The 18,422-nt window shown below is 68.8% G+C and carries 19 protein-coding genes and 5 pseudogenes; 6 read left to right on the top strand and 18 right to left on the bottom strand.

Annotated features, from left to right (window positions below; all coding sequences use genetic code 11):
• Positions 1-77: 77 nt before the first annotated feature.
• From OG852_RS01925 to OG852_RS01915, 3 genes are read right to left on the bottom strand one after another with little or no spacing between them, the layout of a single operon-like run.
• The gene (locus OG852_RS01925) at positions 78-950 is read right to left on the bottom strand and encodes a haloalkane dehalogenase (protein ID WP_133917240.1); all 873 of its coding nucleotides are present in this window, start codon (positions 948-950) and stop codon (positions 78-80) included.
• Positions 951-982: 32 nt separating this feature from the next.
• Positions 983-1,387: a pyridoxamine 5'-phosphate oxidase family protein gene (locus OG852_RS01920; protein WP_133917239.1), complete on the bottom strand. Its 405-nt coding sequence runs from the start codon at positions 1,385-1,387 to the stop codon at positions 983-985.
• Positions 1,384-2,076 carry an NAD(P)-dependent oxidoreductase gene (locus OG852_RS01915; protein ID WP_133917238.1) on the bottom strand — a complete coding sequence of 231 codons (693 nt, stop codon included), beginning with the start codon at positions 2,074-2,076 and terminating at the stop codon, positions 1,384-1,386. The genes OG852_RS01920 and OG852_RS01915 overlap by 4 nt, the downstream gene beginning before the upstream one ends.
• 76 nt (positions 2,077-2,152) lie before the next feature.
• Between OG852_RS01915 and OG852_RS01910 the strand changes: the two genes are divergently transcribed.
• Positions 2,153-2,809, top strand: a complete 657-nt coding sequence (locus OG852_RS01910; RefSeq protein ID WP_133917237.1) for a TetR/AcrR family transcriptional regulator — start codon at positions 2,153-2,155, stop codon at positions 2,807-2,809.
• 23 nt (positions 2,810-2,832) lie between these two features.
• Here OG852_RS01910 and OG852_RS01905 read toward each other — a convergent pair whose 3' ends face one another.
• The gene (locus OG852_RS01905) at positions 2,833-3,261 is read right to left on the bottom strand and encodes a recombinase family protein (protein ID WP_330346877.1); all 429 of its coding nucleotides are present in this window, start codon (positions 3,259-3,261) and stop codon (positions 2,833-2,835) included.
• A gap of 38 nt (positions 3,262-3,299) precedes the next feature.
• Here OG852_RS01905 and OG852_RS01900 point away from each other — a divergent pair.
• A protein-coding gene (locus tag OG852_RS01900) for an IS3 family transposase (RefSeq protein WP_330346759.1) occupies positions 3,300-4,501 on the top strand; the annotation gives its coding sequence in 2 pieces (ribosomal slippage) (positions 3,300-3,591 and positions 3,591-4,501; 1,203 coding nt in all).
• A gap of 447 nt (positions 4,502-4,948) precedes the next feature.
• Here OG852_RS01900 and OG852_RS01895 read toward each other — a convergent pair.
• The 6 genes and pseudogenes from OG852_RS01895 to OG852_RS01870 all read right to left on the bottom strand — a co-directional run.
• Positions 4,949-5,161 (bottom strand): annotated as a pseudogene (locus OG852_RS01895) (TetR/AcrR family transcriptional regulator C-terminal ligand-binding domain-containing protein); the annotation flags it as partial.
• A 112-nt stretch (positions 5,162-5,273) separates the two neighbouring features.
• Positions 5,274-5,966 carry a hypothetical protein gene (locus tag OG852_RS01890; protein ID WP_133917236.1) on the bottom strand — a complete coding sequence of 231 codons (693 nt, stop codon included), beginning with the start codon at positions 5,964-5,966 and terminating at the stop codon, positions 5,274-5,276.
• Positions 5,963-6,938: pseudogene (locus tag OG852_RS01885) on the bottom strand (IS5 family transposase). Before OG852_RS01885 ends, OG852_RS01890 begins: the two are co-directional and overlap by 4 nt.
• 52 nt (positions 6,939-6,990) lie before the next feature.
• Complete coding sequence (locus tag OG852_RS01880; RefSeq protein WP_133918044.1) at positions 6,991-7,410, bottom strand: RacP protein; 420 nt, start codon at positions 7,408-7,410, stop codon at positions 6,991-6,993.
• Between the two features lie 2 nt (positions 7,411-7,412).
• Positions 7,413-8,215, bottom strand: a pseudogene (locus tag OG852_RS01875) (DUF6192 family protein).
• Complete coding sequence (locus OG852_RS01870; protein WP_330346876.1) at positions 8,215-8,397, bottom strand: hypothetical protein; 183 nt, start codon at positions 8,395-8,397, stop codon at positions 8,215-8,217. The pseudogene OG852_RS01875 and the gene OG852_RS01870 overlap by 1 nt, the downstream one beginning before the upstream one ends.
• A gap of 543 nt (positions 8,398-8,940) precedes the next feature.
• On the opposite strand from OG852_RS01870, the pseudogene OG852_RS01865 reads away from it, so the two are divergent.
• Positions 8,941-9,168, top strand: a pseudogene (locus tag OG852_RS01865) (transposase); the annotation flags it as partial.
• A gap of 528 nt (positions 9,169-9,696) precedes the next feature.
• On the opposite strand, the gene OG852_RS01860 reads toward OG852_RS01865, so the two are convergent.
• The gene (locus OG852_RS01860; RefSeq protein ID WP_330346875.1) at positions 9,697-10,047 is read right to left on the bottom strand and encodes a hypothetical protein; all 351 of its coding nucleotides are present in this window, start codon (positions 10,045-10,047) and stop codon (positions 9,697-9,699) included.
• 84 nt (positions 10,048-10,131) lie between these two features.
• Between OG852_RS01860 and OG852_RS01855 the strand changes: the two genes are divergently transcribed.
• Positions 10,132-10,440 carry an IS3 family transposase gene (locus tag OG852_RS01855; RefSeq protein ID WP_053743648.1) on the top strand — a complete coding sequence of 103 codons (309 nt, stop codon included), beginning with the start codon at positions 10,132-10,134 and terminating at the stop codon, positions 10,438-10,440.
• A complete protein-coding gene (locus tag OG852_RS01850; RefSeq protein ID WP_330346874.1) occupies positions 10,437-11,309 on the top strand; it encodes an IS3 family transposase in 873 nt (290 codons plus the stop codon). The genes OG852_RS01855 and OG852_RS01850 overlap by 4 nt, the downstream gene beginning before the upstream one ends.
• On the opposite strand, the gene OG852_RS01845 is transcribed toward OG852_RS01850, so the two are convergent.
• A complete protein-coding gene (locus tag OG852_RS01845; protein WP_330346873.1) occupies positions 11,267-11,746 on the bottom strand; it encodes a hypothetical protein in 480 nt (159 codons plus the stop codon). The genes OG852_RS01850 and OG852_RS01845 overlap by 43 nt on opposite strands.
• Positions 11,747-12,161: 415 nt before the next feature.
• Here OG852_RS01845 and OG852_RS01840 point away from each other — a divergent pair, with 415 nt between their 5' ends.
• Positions 12,162-13,118: an IS481 family transposase gene (locus OG852_RS01840; RefSeq protein ID WP_330346872.1), complete on the top strand. Its 957-nt coding sequence runs from the start codon at positions 12,162-12,164 to the stop codon at positions 13,116-13,118.
• A gap of 3 nt (positions 13,119-13,121) precedes the next feature.
• On the opposite strand, the gene OG852_RS01835 is transcribed toward OG852_RS01840, so the two are convergent.
• From OG852_RS01835 to OG852_RS01810, 6 genes and pseudogenes are all read right to left on the bottom strand, one after another.
• Positions 13,122-13,487, bottom strand: coding sequence for a zinc-binding dehydrogenase (locus tag OG852_RS01835; protein ID WP_330346871.1), 366 nt, complete (start codon positions 13,485-13,487; stop codon positions 13,122-13,124).
• 298 nt (positions 13,488-13,785) lie between these two features.
• Positions 13,786-13,941 (bottom strand): annotated as a pseudogene (locus tag OG852_RS50835) (alcohol dehydrogenase catalytic domain-containing protein); the annotation flags it as partial.
• A gap of 381 nt (positions 13,942-14,322) precedes the next feature.
• Positions 14,323-14,787 (bottom strand): cupin domain-containing protein, encoded by a 465-nt coding sequence (locus tag OG852_RS01825; protein WP_330346870.1) that lies wholly within the window; start codon positions 14,785-14,787, stop codon positions 14,323-14,325.
• Between the two features lie 410 nt (positions 14,788-15,197).
• Positions 15,198-16,640, bottom strand: a complete 1,443-nt coding sequence (locus tag OG852_RS01820) for a N,N-dimethylformamidase beta subunit family domain-containing protein (protein WP_330346869.1) — start codon at positions 16,638-16,640, stop codon at positions 15,198-15,200.
• Between the two features lie 64 nt (positions 16,641-16,704).
• On the bottom strand, positions 16,705-17,244 hold the full coding sequence (locus OG852_RS01815; RefSeq protein WP_133918041.1) for a YceI family protein: 540 nt from the start codon (positions 17,242-17,244) through the stop codon (positions 16,705-16,707).
• 410 nt (positions 17,245-17,654) lie between these two features.
• The gene (locus tag OG852_RS01810) at positions 17,655-18,371 is read right to left on the bottom strand and encodes a TetR/AcrR family transcriptional regulator (protein ID WP_133918047.1); all 717 of its coding nucleotides are present in this window, start codon (positions 18,369-18,371) and stop codon (positions 17,655-17,657) included.
• Positions 18,372-18,422 lie beyond the last annotated feature (51 nt).

The following is an 18,422-nucleotide window of genomic DNA, read 5'->3' as shown; positions in this document are numbered from 1 at the left end:
GCCGATCGCGGCGTGTACATCCGTCTGCGGCAGCACAGCTTGTCCTGGGACGATCGGCAGGTCGTGGTAGAGGACACCTATGGGCGCGCCAGGCCATGGCGGTCGGCCCAGGCGTTGATCGCCGCGGCCAGTTCCTCGGGGCGGTCCTCCGGGGAGTGGTGACCGGCGAGGCCGTGACGGGAGACCTCCAGGCCTGCGATGTTTGCCTCGCACCAGGCCACGGCCCTTGGGCCGGTCATCGCACCGGGTCCCGGCTCGAACGCGGCGAGCAGCTTGGGGACTTCGGGGCTTTCGGCCAGCCAGGCGTCGTAGTGCTCGACGCGGGCCACGACGTCGGCGGGCTCGCTGTCCAGCGGCATCATGCGCGTCCACGCCAACACCGGGCGGCGGCTCCGCGGGGTGGGAAAGGGGCGGCGGTAGACCTCCAGGTCGGCAGGGGCGAGCGGGGTGGCGACCGTGTCCGGGAGCCCTTCGATGAACAGCGACTTCTCCAGGACCATCGCCTCGCCCACCCCAGGGGTGCGCAGGAGGGTGAACAATTCCCGCCCCGCAGCCGGGAACTCGTCGCCGACCAGCGGCTTGACGATTGTCTCGGTGAAGGCAAGACCGCGGACCCGGCCCGGGAGACGGGCGGCCCGGTCGAAGGCGAGCGCGCCGCCCCAGTCGTGGCCGACGAGGACGGCCTCGGTAAGGCCGAGGGCGTCGAACCAGGCGTCGAGGTAGCGGGCGTGGTCGTCGAAGGAGTAGGCGAGGTCGGGCTTGCCGGAGTCGCCCATGCCGATGAGGTCCGGGGCCAGCAGGCGGCGGCCGGGCGCGGCCACACCCGGCAGGACGTTCCGCCACAGGTGGGAGGAGGTGGGGTTGCCGTGGAGGAAGACGAACGGCAGCCCGGCGGGGTCGCCGGACTCGCGGTAGTGGAGGGTGGAGTCGAGGACGGGAAGGGTGGGCATCGCGGGGTCACTTCGCTTTCCATACGGGGGATTCAGAGGTTGAGGCTCAGGACGTGGTCGACGGCGATCTCGACGACGACCAGGTCTGGCGGGGCGGGCGGGGCCGCGAGGTAGCGGACGGTGTAGCGGCGGACCGCCTCGGCCAGGCGCGCGGGGTCGTCGGTGACGGTGGCCCGGCCTTCGAGGGTGACCCAGCGAAAGCCGTCCGCCTGGCAGAGCGCGACGCGTACCGCCGGGCCGCCCGCCGCCACGTTCCGGGCCTTCCGGGCCTTGGCCCGGGTGGTCACGCGGGCCAGGCCGGTGGACGCGTCGAAGGTGAAGCGGACGGGGGTGACGTGCGGGGTGCCGTCGCGGCGGAGGGTGGTGAAGGTGGCCTGGTAGGGGCGAGTGAGGAACGCCCGCGTGCCGGCCGGCAGTTCGGCGGTCGCCCGGCTCACTTCTTCTTCACGCCCTCATTCCAGATCAGCTTGGCGATATTCGGCTTCACGGCCGTGGTGATGACGCCCATGGCTGTCCGGACGTACCGCCGTTCCTCCAGCTCGCGCAGCATGCTCGCGGCGAGGTCGGCGCGGGCGGTGAAGACGCCGTCGGCGCTGGTCTCGGCGGTGTGGTACTCCGTGACGACGGGGTACTCGAACAGGCCCGAGGGTCGCACGAGGGTCCAGTCGAGGCTCGTTCGACGGATCACGTCCTCCATGCGGCGCATGTCCTCGTGAAGAGTGCGGCCCAGGCGCCGGTTCACCAGCGGGTCGAGCACATGGTTGAAGAAGTGCGCGCCGGTGGGACGCCAGTTCGGGTCGGCGACGCTGGAGCTGACGGCGAGAAGTCGCTTGATGCCGTGGCGGGCCATGGCCCCGGTGACGGCCGTGGCGCTCGCCGAGTACGTGGTGATGGTCTCCTTGCTGAAGCGTGCGCCCAGCGCGGAGAGAACGGCGTCCGTCCCGCCGAGCGCGGCATCGACGGCCACCGGGTCGGTGGCGTCGGCGACGGCCACGGTGAGGCCGGGCCGCGCAGGCAAGGAGCCGGGGCGGCGGGTCACGGCGACGACCTGGTGGCCGGCGGCGAGGGCCTGCTCGGTGAGGTGGCGGCCGGTCGGTCCATTGGCGCCGAAGACTGCGATACGCATGGTGTCGGGTCATCCCTTCGTGTGTTTCCCGGAACGCCCTTGACTGTGCTGATCACGAAGCACAGGCTCAACGTTGATGAATAACCCCGCCCTCGCACCCGCCCGCACCCGAGGCCGCCCGCGCGGCAACCCGCCGACCCGCCAGGTGATCGTCTCGGCGGCCCGCGGGTTGTTCCTGGAGCACGGGTATCGGCGCACCACCGTGCGTGCGGTGGCCGCGGCGGCCGGGGTCGATCCGGCGCTGATCGCCTACCACTTCGGCTCGAAGAAGGGCCTGTTCGCAGAGGTGATGCAGGTCCAGTGCGCCAACGCACTGGCGGTGGACGACGTCCTCGGCGGCGACCCGGCCACCCTCCCCGACCGCCTGATCGACGCGGTCACGGATCTGTGGGAGGACGCCGACTTCCAGCAGCTCACCACCGAGGGCGACGAGGCCGCCGAAGTCATCCGCGAATACCTGGAACACGAGCTGCTGACCCGGCTTGTTGAATTTCTCGGTGGCCGGGACGCGACCGCCCGCGCCACAGCCGCGGTGACGATCCTCGGCGGCCTCATCTACACCCGCTACCTCAACCCCTTGCCTACCCCCGCCGCTCTCACCCCGTCCGAGACCCGCCACATCCTTGCCCCGGCACTGCGCACAGCTCTGGCCCCGAGGCTGCGCACCGCGACAACCGCCAGAGCAGGCCGTCGAGGCTCACCGACCTCCGCTGGAGGCGCCGTCCGGCATTGACCACTTCCGCACCTGCGATGTGGCTACCCCTGGAGGTAGCGGTGCACGGAGGTCTTCGAGATACCGGTCTTGCTGCTGATCTCCCCATTGCTGCTGCCTTGGTCCTTGAGCGGGCGCGCGTACTCGATCATGTCGAAAGGAGTGGCTACGGGGCGGCCGATGCGGCGGCCCGCGGTTTCGGCGACGGCGCGGGCGTGGGTGGCGCGTTCGGCGGTGAAGGTGCGTTCCATCTTGGCGAACAGGGCCGGCAGAAGGAAGGCGATGCGGCCCATGCCCTCATCGGCGGTGTTGATCGGCAGCGGGTCGGCCGGCGAGCGTACGCCGATGTGCTTGTCGTTCAGGCCGTGCACCAGGTTGAGGACTTCGCGCGGGTTTCGGCCGAGCCGGTCGAGGGTGTGCACCAGGATCGTGTCGCCGGGGTGGGGGGCCTTGACCCCTGATCTTGGACACACGAGACACTGGATCCTGAGGATCTGAGAACGGACATCTCGTGGTCATGAAGAACTATCCGCCGGAGTTCAAGGCGGATGCGGTCGCGCTGTACCAGTCGCGGCCCGAGGCGACGATCAGGCAGGTCGCTGCTGATCTGGGGATCAACCCTGAGACCCTGCGGAACTGGGTCCGGGCGGCTGGAGCGAGCCGGCCGCGGGGGCGGCGGGCGGAGGCGCCCGCCGAGCCGCCCACGCCGCTGGAGGCGGAGAACGCCGCTCTGCGGAAGAAGGTCCGTGAGCTGGAGGAGGAGCGCGAGATCCTGCGGAAGGCGGCGAAGTATTTCGCCGGGGAGACGCGCTGGTGAACCGCTTCCAGTTCGTCGCCGACCACCAGCGCCGTTACGGCGTGAAGCGGCTGTGCACCATCCTGGGCATCGCCCGCTCCAGCTTCTACTACTGGCGCCGGACCGCCGAGGTCCGCGCGGCCCGACAGGCAGCCGACGCCCGCCTGGCCGCACGGATACGAGCCGTGCACCGCGAGTCGGACGGCACCTACGGTGTCCCAAGGATCACCGCCGAACTCCGCGGGGACGGCGAGCGGGTCAACCACAAGCGCATTGCGCGCGTGATGCGGAGCATCAACCTGGCGGGAGTGCGGCTGCGACGCCGGCACCGCACCACGATCACGGACCCGGCTGCGGCGAAGGCACCGGACCTGATCGGCCGCGACTTCACCGCCAGTGAGCCGAACACCAAGTACGTCGGCGACATCACCTACCTCCCCGTGGACGGCGGGAAGTTCCTCTACCTGGCCACCGTCATCGACCTCGCCTCACGTCGCCTGGCCGGATGGGCCATCGCGGATCACATGCGAACCGGTCTCGTCATCGACGCCCTGGCCGCCGCCGAGCGGACCCGCGGCAGCCTCGCCGGGGCGGTCATGCACACCGACCACGGAGCCCAATACACCAGCCGGGCCTTCGCAGACGCCTGCCGCCAGGCCGGCATTCGCCAGTCCATGAGCGCGATCGGCTCCAGCGCGGACAACGCACTCGCCGAGTCCTTCAACGCGACGTTCAAACGCGAGACGCTCCAGGGCCGCAAGACCTGGTCCAGCGAGCGCGAGGCCCACCTCGACGCGTTCCGCTGGCTGCACCGCTACAACACCCGACGCCGTCATTCCAGCCTCGGACACCGCAGCCCGATCGCCTACGAAACCGCATCCCGAACAGCACCAACTACGCTGATACCAGCCGCATAGCCCGTGTCCAAGATTCGGGGTCAAGGCCCGGGTGTAGGCGACCACGGACAGGCCTCCGGAGGGCACCACGCGCGCCGCCGGGCCGCCAGGCCAAGCCGCTCCGCGGTCGCCTGCGGCGAGCCTGGCCCCGCGACAATGCCCGCGGTAGGGCTTGCGCCTGCCCGACCGAGGAGGGACCACCGACACCGCCTGCCTCGGTAAAGCCGGATCACTCCCGCCTGGCACACCGACCGGGCCGACTACGCGCGCCGCAACGTCACCCACTGGACCCGCAGTGACAGCCTGCCCGCCTACGTGAACGCCAAGACCGGTGACCTGCGCGTCGTCTCCGGCTTTCGTGTCCTGGACTTCTGGCTCTGCGATGTCCACGCCGTGTACCCCTGCCCGAACGGCGTACGCCGGCGGCCGCCCCCACGGCACACCCAAGCCGCGCGACACGCAGTGGACCAGAAGGGGGAGGAAGAGCGTGTCGACGATCTCTTCGAGAACGTGGTCGGGTGCGGCGGCGAAGGTCGTCAGGAACTCGTGGCGAAGCAGGTCGAAGGGCAGGGTCTTGATGCGTTCGGTGAGGTGCTCCGCCTTGACTTCCCGGCGGTCGACGGCACGTTGGTAGATCGTGTCGATGGCTTGCTTTCGGCCAGTCTCGGAGGGATCGAGCAGTTCGCCGCTCGCACGTAGAAGGCGCCACGGAAGCGTGACGCTTCCGCGAACGTTTCCGGGCGGACATCATCAGGCGGCAGACTCGGTCAGTGTGTGTAGCCGATTCCCGGCTTCATGCCGCTTCGAGTGGCAGACCTGAACGCTCGTGCAGGGATTCGAGTGCGGTGTGGTCCACGGCCGCGACGCGCAAGGAGTCGGTGTTGTAGGAGTAACTGGCCAGAATGCGTCGCGATGGGTCGACGAAGCTCAGCCAGTGACCGCCCCTTTGCATCTCGCGAGACCCAACGTAGCTGAGCAGTGACTCGACGACCCCCAGTTGCTGCTCACGGATCCGGCAGGTGGCCTGGTGCGGCAGCGACCTCACGGCCTGCCTGCCAGCGACATTGATCAGGAAGGACGACAGTCTCCGGGATTCGCTGTACCACTTCCCGCCCGGCTCGCTTCGGCCATAGACCCTGGGGTCGGGCCAGCCGGCATCATCCGGGCGCACGCTCCACTGGGCGGGCCATCGGTTCTCCCCGCAGAAGACCAGATGTCCGTCCTCGACACCCAGGTGCTCGGGAGCCGTCACCCGGAGGGTGTGCTCGCGGCCGCTCATGCCCATCAGCTCCAGGTGCCGGCCTGCGGCAGCGTAATAGTCACGCAATGCGTCCGGCAGGCTGATCCCCAAGCGATCCCCGACAGCCGTGACTTCGGCATCAGCGCATCCGTCGTTCGGATTGCAGCCACCGAACGCGGTCGACATGAGATCCTGAAGCAACTCTTTGATCATGGCAGGCCCCAAGCCGATGGGATCATCACTCACTGCGAGTGAGCGTTCCGTCCGCAATGATCATAAGGGACCTGCTCACGGCCTCTGCTGTGACGACAGATTTCGATGTAGGGACGTGGCCTTGAGGCGGTTGCCCGGCTGATCAGGCGCCTGGCAGCATCAGCCGGCCAGTGTCGGCTTCCTTGGCCAGCTGGGGGTGGCTCCCTTCCGGGCGAGGCGTCGGGTCATGAGGGTGATGGCGGCCCAGGTGATCAGCGTCTCGGAGTGCTGTACGAGCCGTTCGTAGTCCCTCGCATGGCGGCGGGCGTGCATCATCCACGCGAGGCTGCGTTCGACGACCCAGCGGCGGGGCAGCACGATGAAGCCGGAGGCGTCCTTGGGACGGCTGACCGGCTTGATCGTGAGGTTGAGGTGCTGTTTCGCCCAGTCGACGAGCTTCCCGGCGTAGGCGGAGTCGGCCCATACGATCGTGATCTCGGGGTGCATCAGGCGCAGGCGGAACAGGACTTCCTTCGCCGCGGCGGCGTCGTGCAGGTCGGCAGGGGTAACCATGACCATGAGGGGCAGGCCGCGGGTGTCCACGACCAGGTGGCGCTTGCGGCCGTTGATTTTCTTGCCCGCGTCGTAGCCACGGGTGGCCTTCGAGACCGTTTCGGCGGCCTTGACGCTCTGGGAGTCGATCACGGTGGCCACCGCCCGGGGTCCTTTGCCCATGTCCTGGCGGATCCGGCCGGCGAGATGGTCACGGAGCTGGCCGATGATCCCAGCAGCCGCCCACCGGGCCATGAACCCCCAAACCGTGCGCCAGGGCGGGAAGTCCGCAGGAAGGGCCCGCCACTTTCAACCCGTGTCGACGATGTATCGGATCGCGTCGACGATCTCGCGGCGGGGATGCTTCTCGGGTCGGCCGCCCCTGCTGGTCTCGCAGGCCGGGGTGGGCAGCAGCCTTTCGAGCAGGGCCCATTCGGCGTTCGTTGTGTCCGAGGGGTATCGGCGAGAGCGCATGGCGGCTGGCCTTCAGTGCGGCGGGCCGCCCGCAGGGCGGTCCCGCCGCAGGTCATGAGCTGCTGATGAGGTCGAGGGTGGACTCGATGGAGTTGAGCTGGGCGACGATGTGCTTGACCCATTTGTCTCCGGGGTGGGCGGCGGCGTACGGGGCGACGGTGCCGGTGATGAACCGGCGGAACTCGGTCAGCTTCTCCCTGACGACCGCCCGTTCGTATGCCTCCAGCACCGGTCCCTCCGCCCCGAGCTGGTAGCCGGCCTCCCTGGTCCAGGTCAGCGGGGGCCAGCCCTTCTCCGCGGCCTGGTCCTTCAGCGCCGCGAGTCCGGAACGGACCTGGCTGGGAGACAGATCGCTGGCGCGCACCAGCTGGCGGAACTCAAGGCCGACGGGTCTGGCCTCGAACAGCACGAACCGGACGGTGTCCGCGTGACGTCTGGCTGCATCGCCCCGCCGCGGTGAGGCGCGGGGCATGCCTACTCGTCCTTCAGCAGGCGTGCCAGCTCGTCGTCCACGTCCACCTTGCCCGTGTCCACGGCCGTCTCGACCCAGTCGAGCGTCGCCCGGCAGCGGGCGACGTTCTCGTGCACGATCGCGCGCTCGGCGTCGCCAAAGACGTGATTGCGCAAGGAGGGGACGATCCGGCCGGCGGCCGCGACGAAGGAGTGGAGGGCCGTGACCAGGTCCAGGAACTCCATGCTCCGCTCGATGTGCCGCACGCCGGAGCGACGGGACTGGTGCGGTCGAACTCCTCGCGGGCCTGCCGGCTGCGTTCGTTCTGGGCATGGTTGACCTGGAAGCGGGCGGTGTCGTCGCCCATCGCCTTGAACGCGACGTCCGGCCTGCGCAACAGGCTGGTCGCGGCGGTCGCCGCGACCTTCTCGTCCCGCGTGAACTCCTCCACCGCCCTGACCTTGTTCTCCGTGGAGACTTTCGCCGCGACCTGCGGACGCTTGAGGAAATCGGTGGTCACCGTTGCGGCCACTTCCTCGTCCTGGGCCAGGTGGTGAATGGCGGTGATCTTCTCCTGCGGGGTCTCCGGGCTGTCGACCGTCCACCCGACCCGCCGCTTCGCGTCGTCCGCTGTCCACCGCGGCCTGCCCTCGGGTGGGGCCTTGACCGCCGCGAACCGCTCTTCGGCATCGTCGATCCGCGCCAGAATGCGGTGGATCGTGAACGACACACCCGTCTGACGCTGGTCTTTCGGCCAGCGTGAGGCGACCCACTGGGCGTTCTTGACCGTGCTGAACGTCAGGCCGATGTCCTCGGCCAGCCGCATCAGGGACTGCTTGATCGTCCATTCCGCGTCCGGGACACCCCGCGGGACCTGACCGGCTCGACCTCCAGGGCGCGGTCACCGATCGTGAACGAGCCCCGGCTCTGCTGTTCGACGACTTCACGCAGTTCGGCGACGATCTGCTCGTAGCGGGTCTGGCTGACCGACCCGATCGTGCTGGGCATGGCGATCACCACCCCTGCATGCCGGGGGCGGCTGACGCCGACGGTGACACCGGCATGCGAAGTGGCGCCAGTCTGGACTCACGGATTCCGGCTAAACAAGCCTTACCGCAAGGTAGTTGACGAAGAATCAGAACATCTTCAGTGCGGCGTTCGCGAAGCCGTCACGGTGACGCCTACGCGAACGCCGACCGCCTCTTGCGCCAGGCCCTCGCACGACACCGCGGCGAGCAGTACAAGGCATCCGATCGGCGATCGACCTCTGCCACCCACCGCACCCCGCACTCCGGACACTCCGCCTCGCCAACGCCGCCCTGGACGGCCGCCAGGCGCCTGCGCAACCGCTGTGCAGCCCGCCACTGCCTGGCCCGACAGGCCGACGAGCAGAAGACGGCCCCGGGCCGGGCTTCCAGCCTCAGCCGTTCCCCACAGCCACGGCAGATCCTCTCCCCGGTCTGCCCGGCGTCCTCGGACACCACGCCAGCGTAGGACCCGAGGCCACTCAGAACTGGGGATCAGAAACACGCACTTAACCGCATCGGATGTCTGATCACCGACGCCACCGGTATCCCGCTCGCCGCCACCCTGACCGGCGGCCACCGCAACGACGTCACCCAGCTGATCCCACTGCTCCAGGCCGTGCCGCCGGTGCGGGGCAAATGCGGCCGGCCCCGGCGCCGCCCGGACGTGGTCCTCGCGGACCGCGGATACGACCACGACAAGTATCGCCGCCTGGTCCGGGACCTCGGGGTGAAACCACTGATCGCCCGCCGCAGCGCCGAACGCCGCAGGCGGGCTATCTCGTCGCTGCGTTGTCCGGCGAACAACCAGGTCAGCGTGATGGCGCGGATGAGTTCGACCGGGAAGGTGCGGCCGTCAGTGGTCGGCAGGTCGCCCGGCTCGACGTTCAGGCCAGCCCACAGCAGCTTGGCCCAGGTGTCATCCGTGATCACGAAACGCATCCTGCGGCGCGTGATTCCACGTAACTAATAGGGAGACCGTTTACGGGTGCTTCTGGCAGTGGAACCGGGCCGGAGTCGTCACCTACATCCGTGACCAGCTCCGTCGGAAGATCCGTACCGGCAAAGGCCCCTGCCCGCACCCGGTGACGCTGATCGTGGACTCCCAGTCGGCCAAGGGCGCACCGTCGGCCGCAACAGCCGGGGCTACGACGCCGCCAAGAAAATCGGCGCGCACCCTCTACGATCCCGCGCTCGCTGTCGCGCACCCAGTCGCGCTCGCCGCATGATCGTCTGTCCGGCCCCCATGGCAAACACGCCCATGCTGATGGCGGGCGCGACTTCAGCCGACCCAGGGGCCTGGGAGCTCTTCACGGATTGCCTCAAGATCGGAAGTCGTGCGCCCACGCGCGTGAATCCAGGACTGGTCCTGAAGGCCATCCCGGCGAATCAACCGGTTGGGAGCCGCATACCAGCGCACCGGGGAGTCGTCCTCACTCGCCCACATTGGATGGTCGGGCAGACCGACCCGGGCATACCGGGCGTGGAGATCCGGCATCAGCGCGTCAGGCAGCTCACAGGCGTCATAGAGGTTGTCCGCCGTGAAGAGCGACTCGCTCAGCACCAATTCGACCCATGCCAGGGACATCCGATCGAGAAAGGGAACCCAGCCCTGACGTGATTCCACCACCACCGGTGGATCCTCCTGGTCGACTGGGCTTGATGCGCTTTGACGGACATCCGAGATCAGGGGTTCAGCCCCGGGAGGATGTCCATCATGGAGAGCATGGGGAAGAAGAAGCCTCGCCCTCGTCGCTCGTTCACGCCGGAGTTCAAGGCGGAGATCGTCGAGCTGTGCCGACGCGGTGACCGCTCGGTCGGTCAGATCGCCAAGGACTTCGATCTGACCGAGACCGCGGTGCGTGACTGGGTGAAGCAGGCCGAGGTCGATGCAGGCGAGCGGGACGGCCTGACCAGCAGCGAACGCGAGGAGCTGGCCGCACTGCGGCGGGAGAACCGCCGTCTGCGTGAGGACGTCGACATCCTCAAGCGTGCCACGGCTTTCTTCGCGAAGGAGACCCGGTGACGGTGCACCCGTTCATCGAGGCGGAGAAGCGTGCAGGTCACAGCGTCAAACGAGCGTGTGAGCTGCTGAAGGTCTCCCGGACCGCCTTCTATGCCCGCCGCGCTGCCAAGCCTGGTCCCCGCGCGGTCCGTGACGCCGAGCTGGCGGAACAGATCGCCGACGTCCACACGCGATCGCGGGGAACCTACGGCGTCCCGCGTGTCCATGCCGTGCTCAAGCGGGCAGGCGCCGGATGCGGCCGCCGACGTGTCGCGCGGCTGATGCGGGCTGCCGGCCTGCAGGGCCGACACCGAAGACGACGGCACCTGACGACGATCCCTGATCCACGAGCTGCGCTGCGGCCCGATCTCGTCGTCCGGGACTTCCAGCCCGACCCCGCCGGCCTGGATGCCCGCTGGTGCGGCGACATCACCTACATCCCCACGGAGGAGGGCTGGCTCTATCTGGCCACCGTCATCGACATCGCCTCCCGTCGCGTGGTCGGCTGGGCGACGGCCGACCACCTGCGGACCGATCTGGTCGCCGATGCCCTCACGGCCGCCTGTCGGAAGCGCCGCCCCACCCGGCCGGTGATCTTCCACTCGGATCGCGGCTGCCAGTACACCAGCCAGCAATTCGCCGCGCTGGCGGACCAGTTGGGGGTGCGCCTGTCGGTCGGCCGCACCGGACAGTGCTGGGACAACGCACTCGCCGAGTCGTTCTTCGCCACCATCAAGCGCGAGTTGCTCGGCGCCACCGCCTGGCCCAGCCGGGCCGCCGCCCGCACCGCGATCTTCGATTTCATCGAGGGCTGGTACAACTTGCACCGTCTGCACAGCAGCCTCGGCTACCTCAGTCCCGCCGAATACGAGACCGCACTCGCAGCCTGACCACCACACCGATGGTGTCCGTCAAAGCGGAACAAGCTCACGACCTGGCTCAGAGGGATTCCCCAGAAGGCGCAGTCCTGGTTCTCGCGACGGAAGACCAGGACACCGCCCAAGGCGTCATCGACAAAAAGGCCAGATGGCCTGACCAGAGGGTCCTGCTGCCGAAGCAGGTCGTCCCGGCGGCCGAAGAGCGCATACCCCTCACGCAAAGTGGCCGGCAGCTCGAAGCCCATGTCGGCCTCCACTGCCGTCAGCTCGTCAGCGGTGCAGCCATCTTCCGGCTCCACCGGACGGCCCATCCATGCGTCGGCGAACCAGCGCACGAACTCCCAGGCGTGGGAGCGGACACGCACTCCACCTCGCAGAATCACCGCCACATCAGGACCGTCCAGCACGTCGAGGACGCTACCGCCTTCCTCATCCGTCTGACGACCCACAGGAAGCCCAGCCTCCCTGAAGCCGACGACTCAACTTGACCCGCCAACGACATGACATGTCTTGGTGATCAGTCCGCCCCGGGGACCGGCGGATGGCGTGGTCGGCCGGTTCGCCGGCCGGGGCCCCCTCTTACGGGCTCGGGCCGCGTGCTGGTGAGCGCGCACGATCGTGGAGTCCCCCGACACGGCCCAGGCCAGGTTCTCGTCGGCATCGGACTGGGGCATCAGTGTGGTGAAGACCCGCTGCCACGCTGCGGTGTCCGGGCCGGGAGCAACGGCTCAATCCGCGCCCACTGCAATACGAAACTGCCTAGGTGTATTGATCACGAGCGTTGTTGACACTGGCGGGTCTTGAACATGGCGAAGACCTCCGATGTGGTGGAGCTGTCTAAGAACACACCGCACGGAGGTCTTCGTGTCCCACCGTAATGCCCGGCTGACCGTTCACGGCAGGCGGCTGCTCGTCGAGCGTGTCCGTTCGGGCCGCCCCGTCGCGCATGTCGCGGCCGAGATGGGCATCTCACGTGTCACGGCCCACAAGTGGATGCGCCGCTGGCAAGCGGAGGGCGAACAGGGGCTGCACGACCGCCCCAGCCGTCCACTGACGACACCCCACCGCACGGCGGCAGCCGTGGAGGCCCGGGTGTGCCGGCTGCGCCAGGACCGCAAACTCGGCCCCGCCCGCCTCGGCCCCGTCCTGGGACTGCCCGCCTCGACCGTGCACCGCATCCTGGTCCGCCACGGCCTGAACCGGCTTGCCTTCCTCGACCGGCCCACCGGCCAGGTCATCCGCCGCTACGAACGCGACCGACCCGGCGAACTCATCCACGTCGACGTCAAGAAACTCGGCCGCATCCCCGACGGCGGCGGCCACAAGGTCCTGGGCCGCCAGGCCGGCCGCGCCCGCCGCAGCAGCGTGGGCTTCGACTACGTCCACTCAGCCATCGACGACCACAGCCGCCTCGCCTACAGCGAGATCCACCGCGACGAGAAAGTCGCCACCTGCGCCGGCTTCCTCACCCGCGCGGCCGCCTTCTTCCACGCCCACGGCATCACCCGCATCGAACGCGTGCTCACCGACAACGCCTGGGCCTACCGCAAGGGCCTGGCCTGGAAGCAGGTGCTCATCGAGATCGGCGCGACCGGCAAGCTGACTCGCGCCTACCGCCCGCAGACCAACGGCAAGGTCGAACGCTTCAACCGCACCCTGCTCGACGAGTGGGCCTACCTGCGGCCTTTCACCAGCAACGACGAACGCACCGCAGCCCTGGCCGACTTCCTCCACACCTACAACTACCATCGCTGCCACACCGCACTCGGAGGCCAGCCACCCATCACCCGAGTCAACAACCCTGCGGGTCAATACACCTAGGCGCTAAACGAGACGGACGACGCGCTTGCCGCGGGCATGGCCGGTTTCGGTGGCTCGGTGGGCGTCCTGGATTTCGTCCAGGGGATACACGCGCTCGATGACCGGACGCAGGTCTTGCTTGTCGACGTGATCGGCGAGGATCTTCAGGTCCGCGCGTCGGGGGCTGGCCACGAGCAGGCGTACGCGCGGACCGGGCAGGACGATGGACAGCGGGGCGAAGGGTATGGCGCCGGCGGAGGGCGAGGCGATGCGACCGCCGGGGCGGAGGGCGCGTCGGTAGTCGCGGACAGAGGAGCCGTGGCAGTCGAGGATGGCGTCGAACTGCCCCTTGAGGGCGTTCGGTGGGGTGGTGGCGTAGGCCAGGGCCACGTCGGCGCCGAGTTTCGCGGCAGAACGGGGCGTTGGCGGCGCCGGCGATCGTGGTGACGTGGGCGCCCCAGGCGTGGGCCAGCTGGACCGCCGTACTGCCGACGCCGCCGCTCGCGCCGACCACGAGCAGCCGTTGGCCGGAGCGCAGGCGCAAGGTGTCCCGCAAGGCACGCAGTGCGGTGATGCCGACCGCGGGCAGGGCGGCGGCTGCCACCAGGTCTGTGCCACTGGGGGCGGTGCTGATGGCCTGGGGTTTGGCCAGGATGTATTCGCTGGCCGCGCCCGTCCGTCCGGAGACGTCGCTGAGGATGCCCCACACGTGTTCGCCCACCGTGACGTCGGTGACCGTACTGCCGAGTGCGACCACCTCCCCGGCGAAGTCGCCTCCGGTGCCTTTGGGAAAGCGTCGCCCGGATATCAGACGCAGCCCGCCGGAGCGGATCTTCACGTCCATCGGGTTGACGCTGGATGCGTGGACCCGAACGAGCACCTGGCCCGGCCCGGGGGACGGACGCGGAACGTCACCGACGGAGAGCACTTCGGGGCCTCCGTAACGGTCGTACCGGACGGCGCGCATCATCGGCTGGTCAGGCGACATGGGCGGGCTCCCTGGCGGGCATGGTCGTACCTCTTTTGTCAGGCGCGGTCAGGAGTAGGAGAGGGCGTTTGTCGGGCGTGGTCATGAGCAGGGCGCGGCGATCTCGCCCGGGGCGCCGGCCGCGAAGACGGCGAACGCCTCCGCGGCCTGCTCCAGCGGGTAGGCGGCGGTGACCGGTACCCGCAGTACGCCGGAGACGCCTGCTCGGCCAGGGAGGCCTCGACCTGCCGTGAACGGTCAGCCGGGCATCGCCTTGGGGACGCGTGAACCTCCGCGTGGTGCGGCACAAGCAGTTCCGTCACTGGATTTCGTCGCCATGATCAAGCCCGGTGAGCGTCGACGACACTCGTGATCAGTACGTCTGGGGGCGGGGGGTGGGTTGTCGTGGATCACGAAGCCGTACTCCTCCAGGAGGCTGTGCGCGGCGTCGCTGGGCGCGTCGGCGGCTCCGGCCGCGTGAAAGTGGCCTTCGATGGCTCCGGGGTTGATGATGCAGAGGAGTTCGGCGGTCGATGTGATGGCCTGGTAGGTGTGGGGGACTGATCGGGGCCCCCAGACGAAGGCGCCGGGTTCGGCCTCGTGCACGTCACACTCGTCGAGCGAGGTCGATCCGACCCAGAACCGGACGCGGCCGGACAGGATGATCCAGCTCTCGTCCTCTCGGCTGTGGGTATGGAGGGGCGGCGACTGGTCGGGGCGCACGATGGCACGCGAGACGGTGACCAGTCCGCCCGCGTCTCAATGGCCGCAGGCCAGGGGCCCTGCGGGCAGTGAACGGCTGACCTTCGCTCGGGGGACACAGCGCTCTCGCCCCTACCACCCGGCCCGTACCCGTGCGGAGCTGCGCAGCCTCGTGCATCAGGGTGCGGAGGAGGGTGCCGGATCGGCGTGTGACCGGTCGAAGGCTTTTCCACTCCCGGCAGACCACGGCCGACTACGCGTACGGGCGGCCCGATCGGTCAACGGCAACTACCCACCGCCCGCCAGCAGAAGCCGACCGCAGTCATCCGTACGAGCCTGGGGACTTCGTTGCGTACGCGGACAGGCGGATCTCGCCGAACGGGTCAGGAGCTGACCCGATGCCGGCCCCAGCGAGGCCGCTGCTTCGGGCTTCACGTCTGTCGGCGCAGCATGCGGTTGGTCAGGTTCCTGGTCGCCGTCTGGATGTGTCTGTTCCAGTACCGCGGATGGTCGAGGGCCAGTGCCCAGTGGAAGGTGCCGGCGACGAACACCATGGCCCCGTTGGGCATTTCGGTGAGAGCGGTGTGCTGGACCTGGCGCTGACTGGCCTTGGGGAGCTTGGCCAGGTACGGGGACTCTGCCAGGAGGGTGCGCCGGGAGCCGGCCGGGCTCGGGGCCTTCGGGTCGTAGGCGTCCGCCTCGACTCCGACCAGTCTGGGTAGCCGGGCGCCTTCACGCAGCCCGGTGCCCGCCCAGAGCCAGTGCCCGCTCCCCTTGACCACGAGCGGGGCGGGTCTTTGCACGATTCCGTTGAACTGGATTCCGAGCACGCCCTGTTCGGCTTGCCGCTGGTTCGGCGAGATGACACGCCAGCGAGTGGTGGCCCCGGACCGGTCGCGGTCCGGGTCCGGCGATGTCTTGTAGCAGGCCATGATCCGGTTCGCCCGGCCGTCGGCGGACGCCTCCATCCGGACATGCCAGTAGATGTTGTTCGCGCCGAGGAACGCGAGGTGCGATCCGGCGGAGACGGCCTTCTTGGCCGAGTCCAGCATCGGCTTGGACCAGTACTCGTCGTGGCCGGGGAAGAACAGTGCCCGGTATCTGGAGGTGTCGATCGTCCCGTCGTGCAGATCGAGACTGCTCGCGTAGGCCACGTCGAGCCCGGACCGCTCTGCCCAGCGGAGGAAGCTGGTGTCCATCTCGAACCAGTTGGGGACGCCGGCGCCTGAGTACGGACGGTCGAAGGAGACCTTGTGGGCGCGCTCCTCGGTGCCCCCGATCCGTCCCGCCTTGTTGTATCCCCGGTAGAGATTCTTGCCGGTGTGGCCGTTCTTGGGCCACATGTTGTAGGCCTGGTAGGTCGTGAAGGGCACCACCATCAGGATGTCGGCCGAACGGGCGGGCTCCCGCACCACGAACGGGGTGCTGCCGACGTCTCCGTCCTCCGTGGTGAACACCGCCTGGTACAGGCCCGAACGCCAGTCGGACGGGATGCGCAGGCTCCAGGAGACGGGCCAGTCACACGCGATGACCCCGGTCGTCGGATCGGCCGTGGGCACGGTACGGCGCCTGCCCTGGAGCTCGGCACTGGTCGTCCGCAACCACGCGCCCTTGCCGCCGTAGTCGCCCAGGCGGAACACCGCGATGCGGTAGCTCTGCTCCGCGTGCACCGACACATGGAAGTCGATCACCTGGCCCTGGCTCACCGAAGTGGCCGAGGCATACCCCTGGATCTGCCCCTCCCGGTCACCGGATGCCTTCGGATGACCAATGGTGTCCGAGAGCCGTGCGCCGGAGCCCGCCAAGGGGTTGTCCTCCGCCATGCGCCGTCCGGCTCCCGCCACGAGCACGTCATGGGCGGCATAAACAGCCATGCCCACTCCGGCGGTTCCGACTCCCAGCAGCGCCAGCACAGCACGGCGTGACCGTTCCGGCATCTCATACCCCTTTGCGTTCTCTCCAAAGAGATAGAAGGGCCGCCGATTGCACGAGGTTCACCGCTGAGGCGATCTTTCTTCGGATTTTGATCCCATCGCTACGGGCAGTGCTCGTCCGTTGACGCGCTCTGAGCGGTGCGAGCCCTGGGGCGGCGCGGCCTGGGGCCAGGCCTGTGTGTTGAGGGTTCAACCGCGTTGTCGCTGTCGCTGTCGCGGTGAGGGGCAGCGGGCCCGAGGTGCCCCGGACGGTCAGCGTGCCGTGGACACAGACCTGTCCGTTGCCGATGGAGGAGATCGCTCGGACCCGGTAGGTGATGGCCGGGTGGTTGTCCATGTCGAGGAAGTGGGCGGAGCGCAGGTGCGCGTCGCGCTTGTCGTTGGCGGTGTCGATCGAGGCGGCGTCGACGACCAGTTCGCCGTAGACCGTGCAGTCGGCGGCGACCGTGCCGTGGCCGGAGGCCACGTTGAAGCGGCCGGCGACCGTGACCAGGCCCCAGATGTTCTGCGTCCGCAGGCCTACGGTGCTGGCTTCGGTGTCCAGCGTCCAGGTGCCGACGGCGGCCTCGGCCGCCCGGTGGTCTGCCCTGGGGTAGCGGTGGTCGTGTACTTGTCGATCCGGGCGCCATCTGCTGGTCGCCGTTGGGGGTGATCATGAGGTCGAGGTGGTGCGTCGCCAGCTCGGCCAGGGGCAGCACGTACATGTGCACGACGTCGAGGCACTGGTGGGCGTCCTACACCGGGCCATGATGGAGAGCAGTCACTTGCGCCAGCAGTTCGCCGATCATGCTGTGATCCGTACGCTGCCCACGCAGGCCCCGCTCGGCAGGTAGTCGGTCGGCCGCCTGAAACAGAGCTGGTGGCAGCCTTTGTCGCGACGTGGGCGCCTGGAGAGGGCGACGGTCTGTTCCTCGGAGGTGCCGCGGGCGGGACGGCAGTCACAGGTGCATGGCATCAGTCAGTATCGAGGCCGTCGATCAGGCGGTTGAGGAAACGGGTGAAGGTGGCGTCGGGGGTGAGGGGACGTCCGGGGGCGGAAAGGGCTTCGGCGAGTTCCGGATGGCAGCCGTCGGCGGCGACAGCGGCGAGGTAGCGGCCCTCGGCTGCGGCCCGGTCCGGTGATCGTGAGACTGCGGCCTGCGCGATCTCATGGCTAACGTGCCCGGCCACGAATGCGGTGATCTGGGCGAAGACCTCTAGCTTCGCCGCACCGTCCAGCCCGGTGGGCCGCAGGACGGCGAGCACGTGTTCCAGGAAGGCCAGCGTGTTGGGGCCCGGAACGCGACGGGTGGACAAGGCGACGGGCAGCCAAGGGTGGCGCAGCATGTGGGCGCGCTGCAGGCGGGCCACGCTCTTCAGATCGGCACGCCAGTCGCCGCTCGGTGGGTTCGTGACCGTGAGTTCGCCGCTGACGTGGTCGACCATCAGTTCCAGCAGCGTCTCCTTGTCAGGGGCGTAGCTGTAGAGCGACATGACGCCCGCTCCGACCTCGGCGGCCACCCGCCGCATGGTGACCGCGTCGAGTCCTTCCGTGTCCGCCAGAGTGACGGCCGCCGCGGTGATCGCCTCCCGGGTGAAGGAAGGCCTGCGGCCCCTGCGGGGCTCGGTGGGACGCAGCCAGAGCTGTTCGGGATCGACGCTCTCGGCACCGGACTTGCCGTCGCCGGACATGGCCTTGCACTCCTTCCCCTGGTTGTTGAGGCGGCTCTTCTCGAGGTCATC

This window comes from Streptomyces sp. NBC_00582 (assembly GCF_036345155.1).
Lineage (GTDB): Bacteria > Actinomycetota > Actinomycetes > Streptomycetales > Streptomycetaceae > Streptomyces.
Note: the sequence above shows the minus strand (reverse complement) of the source record. Positions and strands in the feature narration are given on the sequence as shown.

Excerpts from the sequence above, each read along its gene's own strand:
- OG852_RS01820 (WP_330346869.1), bottom strand. The coding sequence starts at position 16,640 with ATGGCTGTTTATGCCGCCCATGACGTGCTCGTGGCGGGAGCCGGACGG.
- OG852_RS01855 (WP_053743648.1), top strand. The coding sequence starts at position 10,132 with ATGGAGAGCATGGGGAAGAAGAAGCCTCGCCCTCGTCGCTCGTTCACG.
- OG852_RS01910 (WP_133917237.1), top strand. The coding sequence starts at position 2,153 with ATGAATAACCCCGCCCTCGCACCCGCCCGCACCCGAGGCCGCCCGCGC.
- OG852_RS01810 (WP_133918047.1), bottom strand. The coding sequence starts at position 18,371 with ATGTCCGGCGACGGCAAGTCCGGTGCCGAGAGCGTCGATCCCGAACAG.
- OG852_RS01880 (WP_133918044.1), bottom strand. The coding sequence starts at position 7,410 with ATGCCCCGCGCCTCACCGCGGCGGGGCGATGCAGCCAGACGTCACGCG.
- OG852_RS01870 (WP_330346876.1), bottom strand. The coding sequence starts at position 8,397 with ATGCCCAGCACGATCGGGTCGGTCAGCCAGACCCGCTACGAGCAGATC.
- OG852_RS01915 (WP_133917238.1), bottom strand. The coding sequence starts at position 2,076 with ATGCGTATCGCAGTCTTCGGCGCCAATGGACCGACCGGCCGCCACCTC.
- OG852_RS01925 (WP_133917240.1), bottom strand. The coding sequence starts at position 950 with ATGCCCACCCTTCCCGTCCTCGACTCCACCCTCCACTACCGCGAGTCC.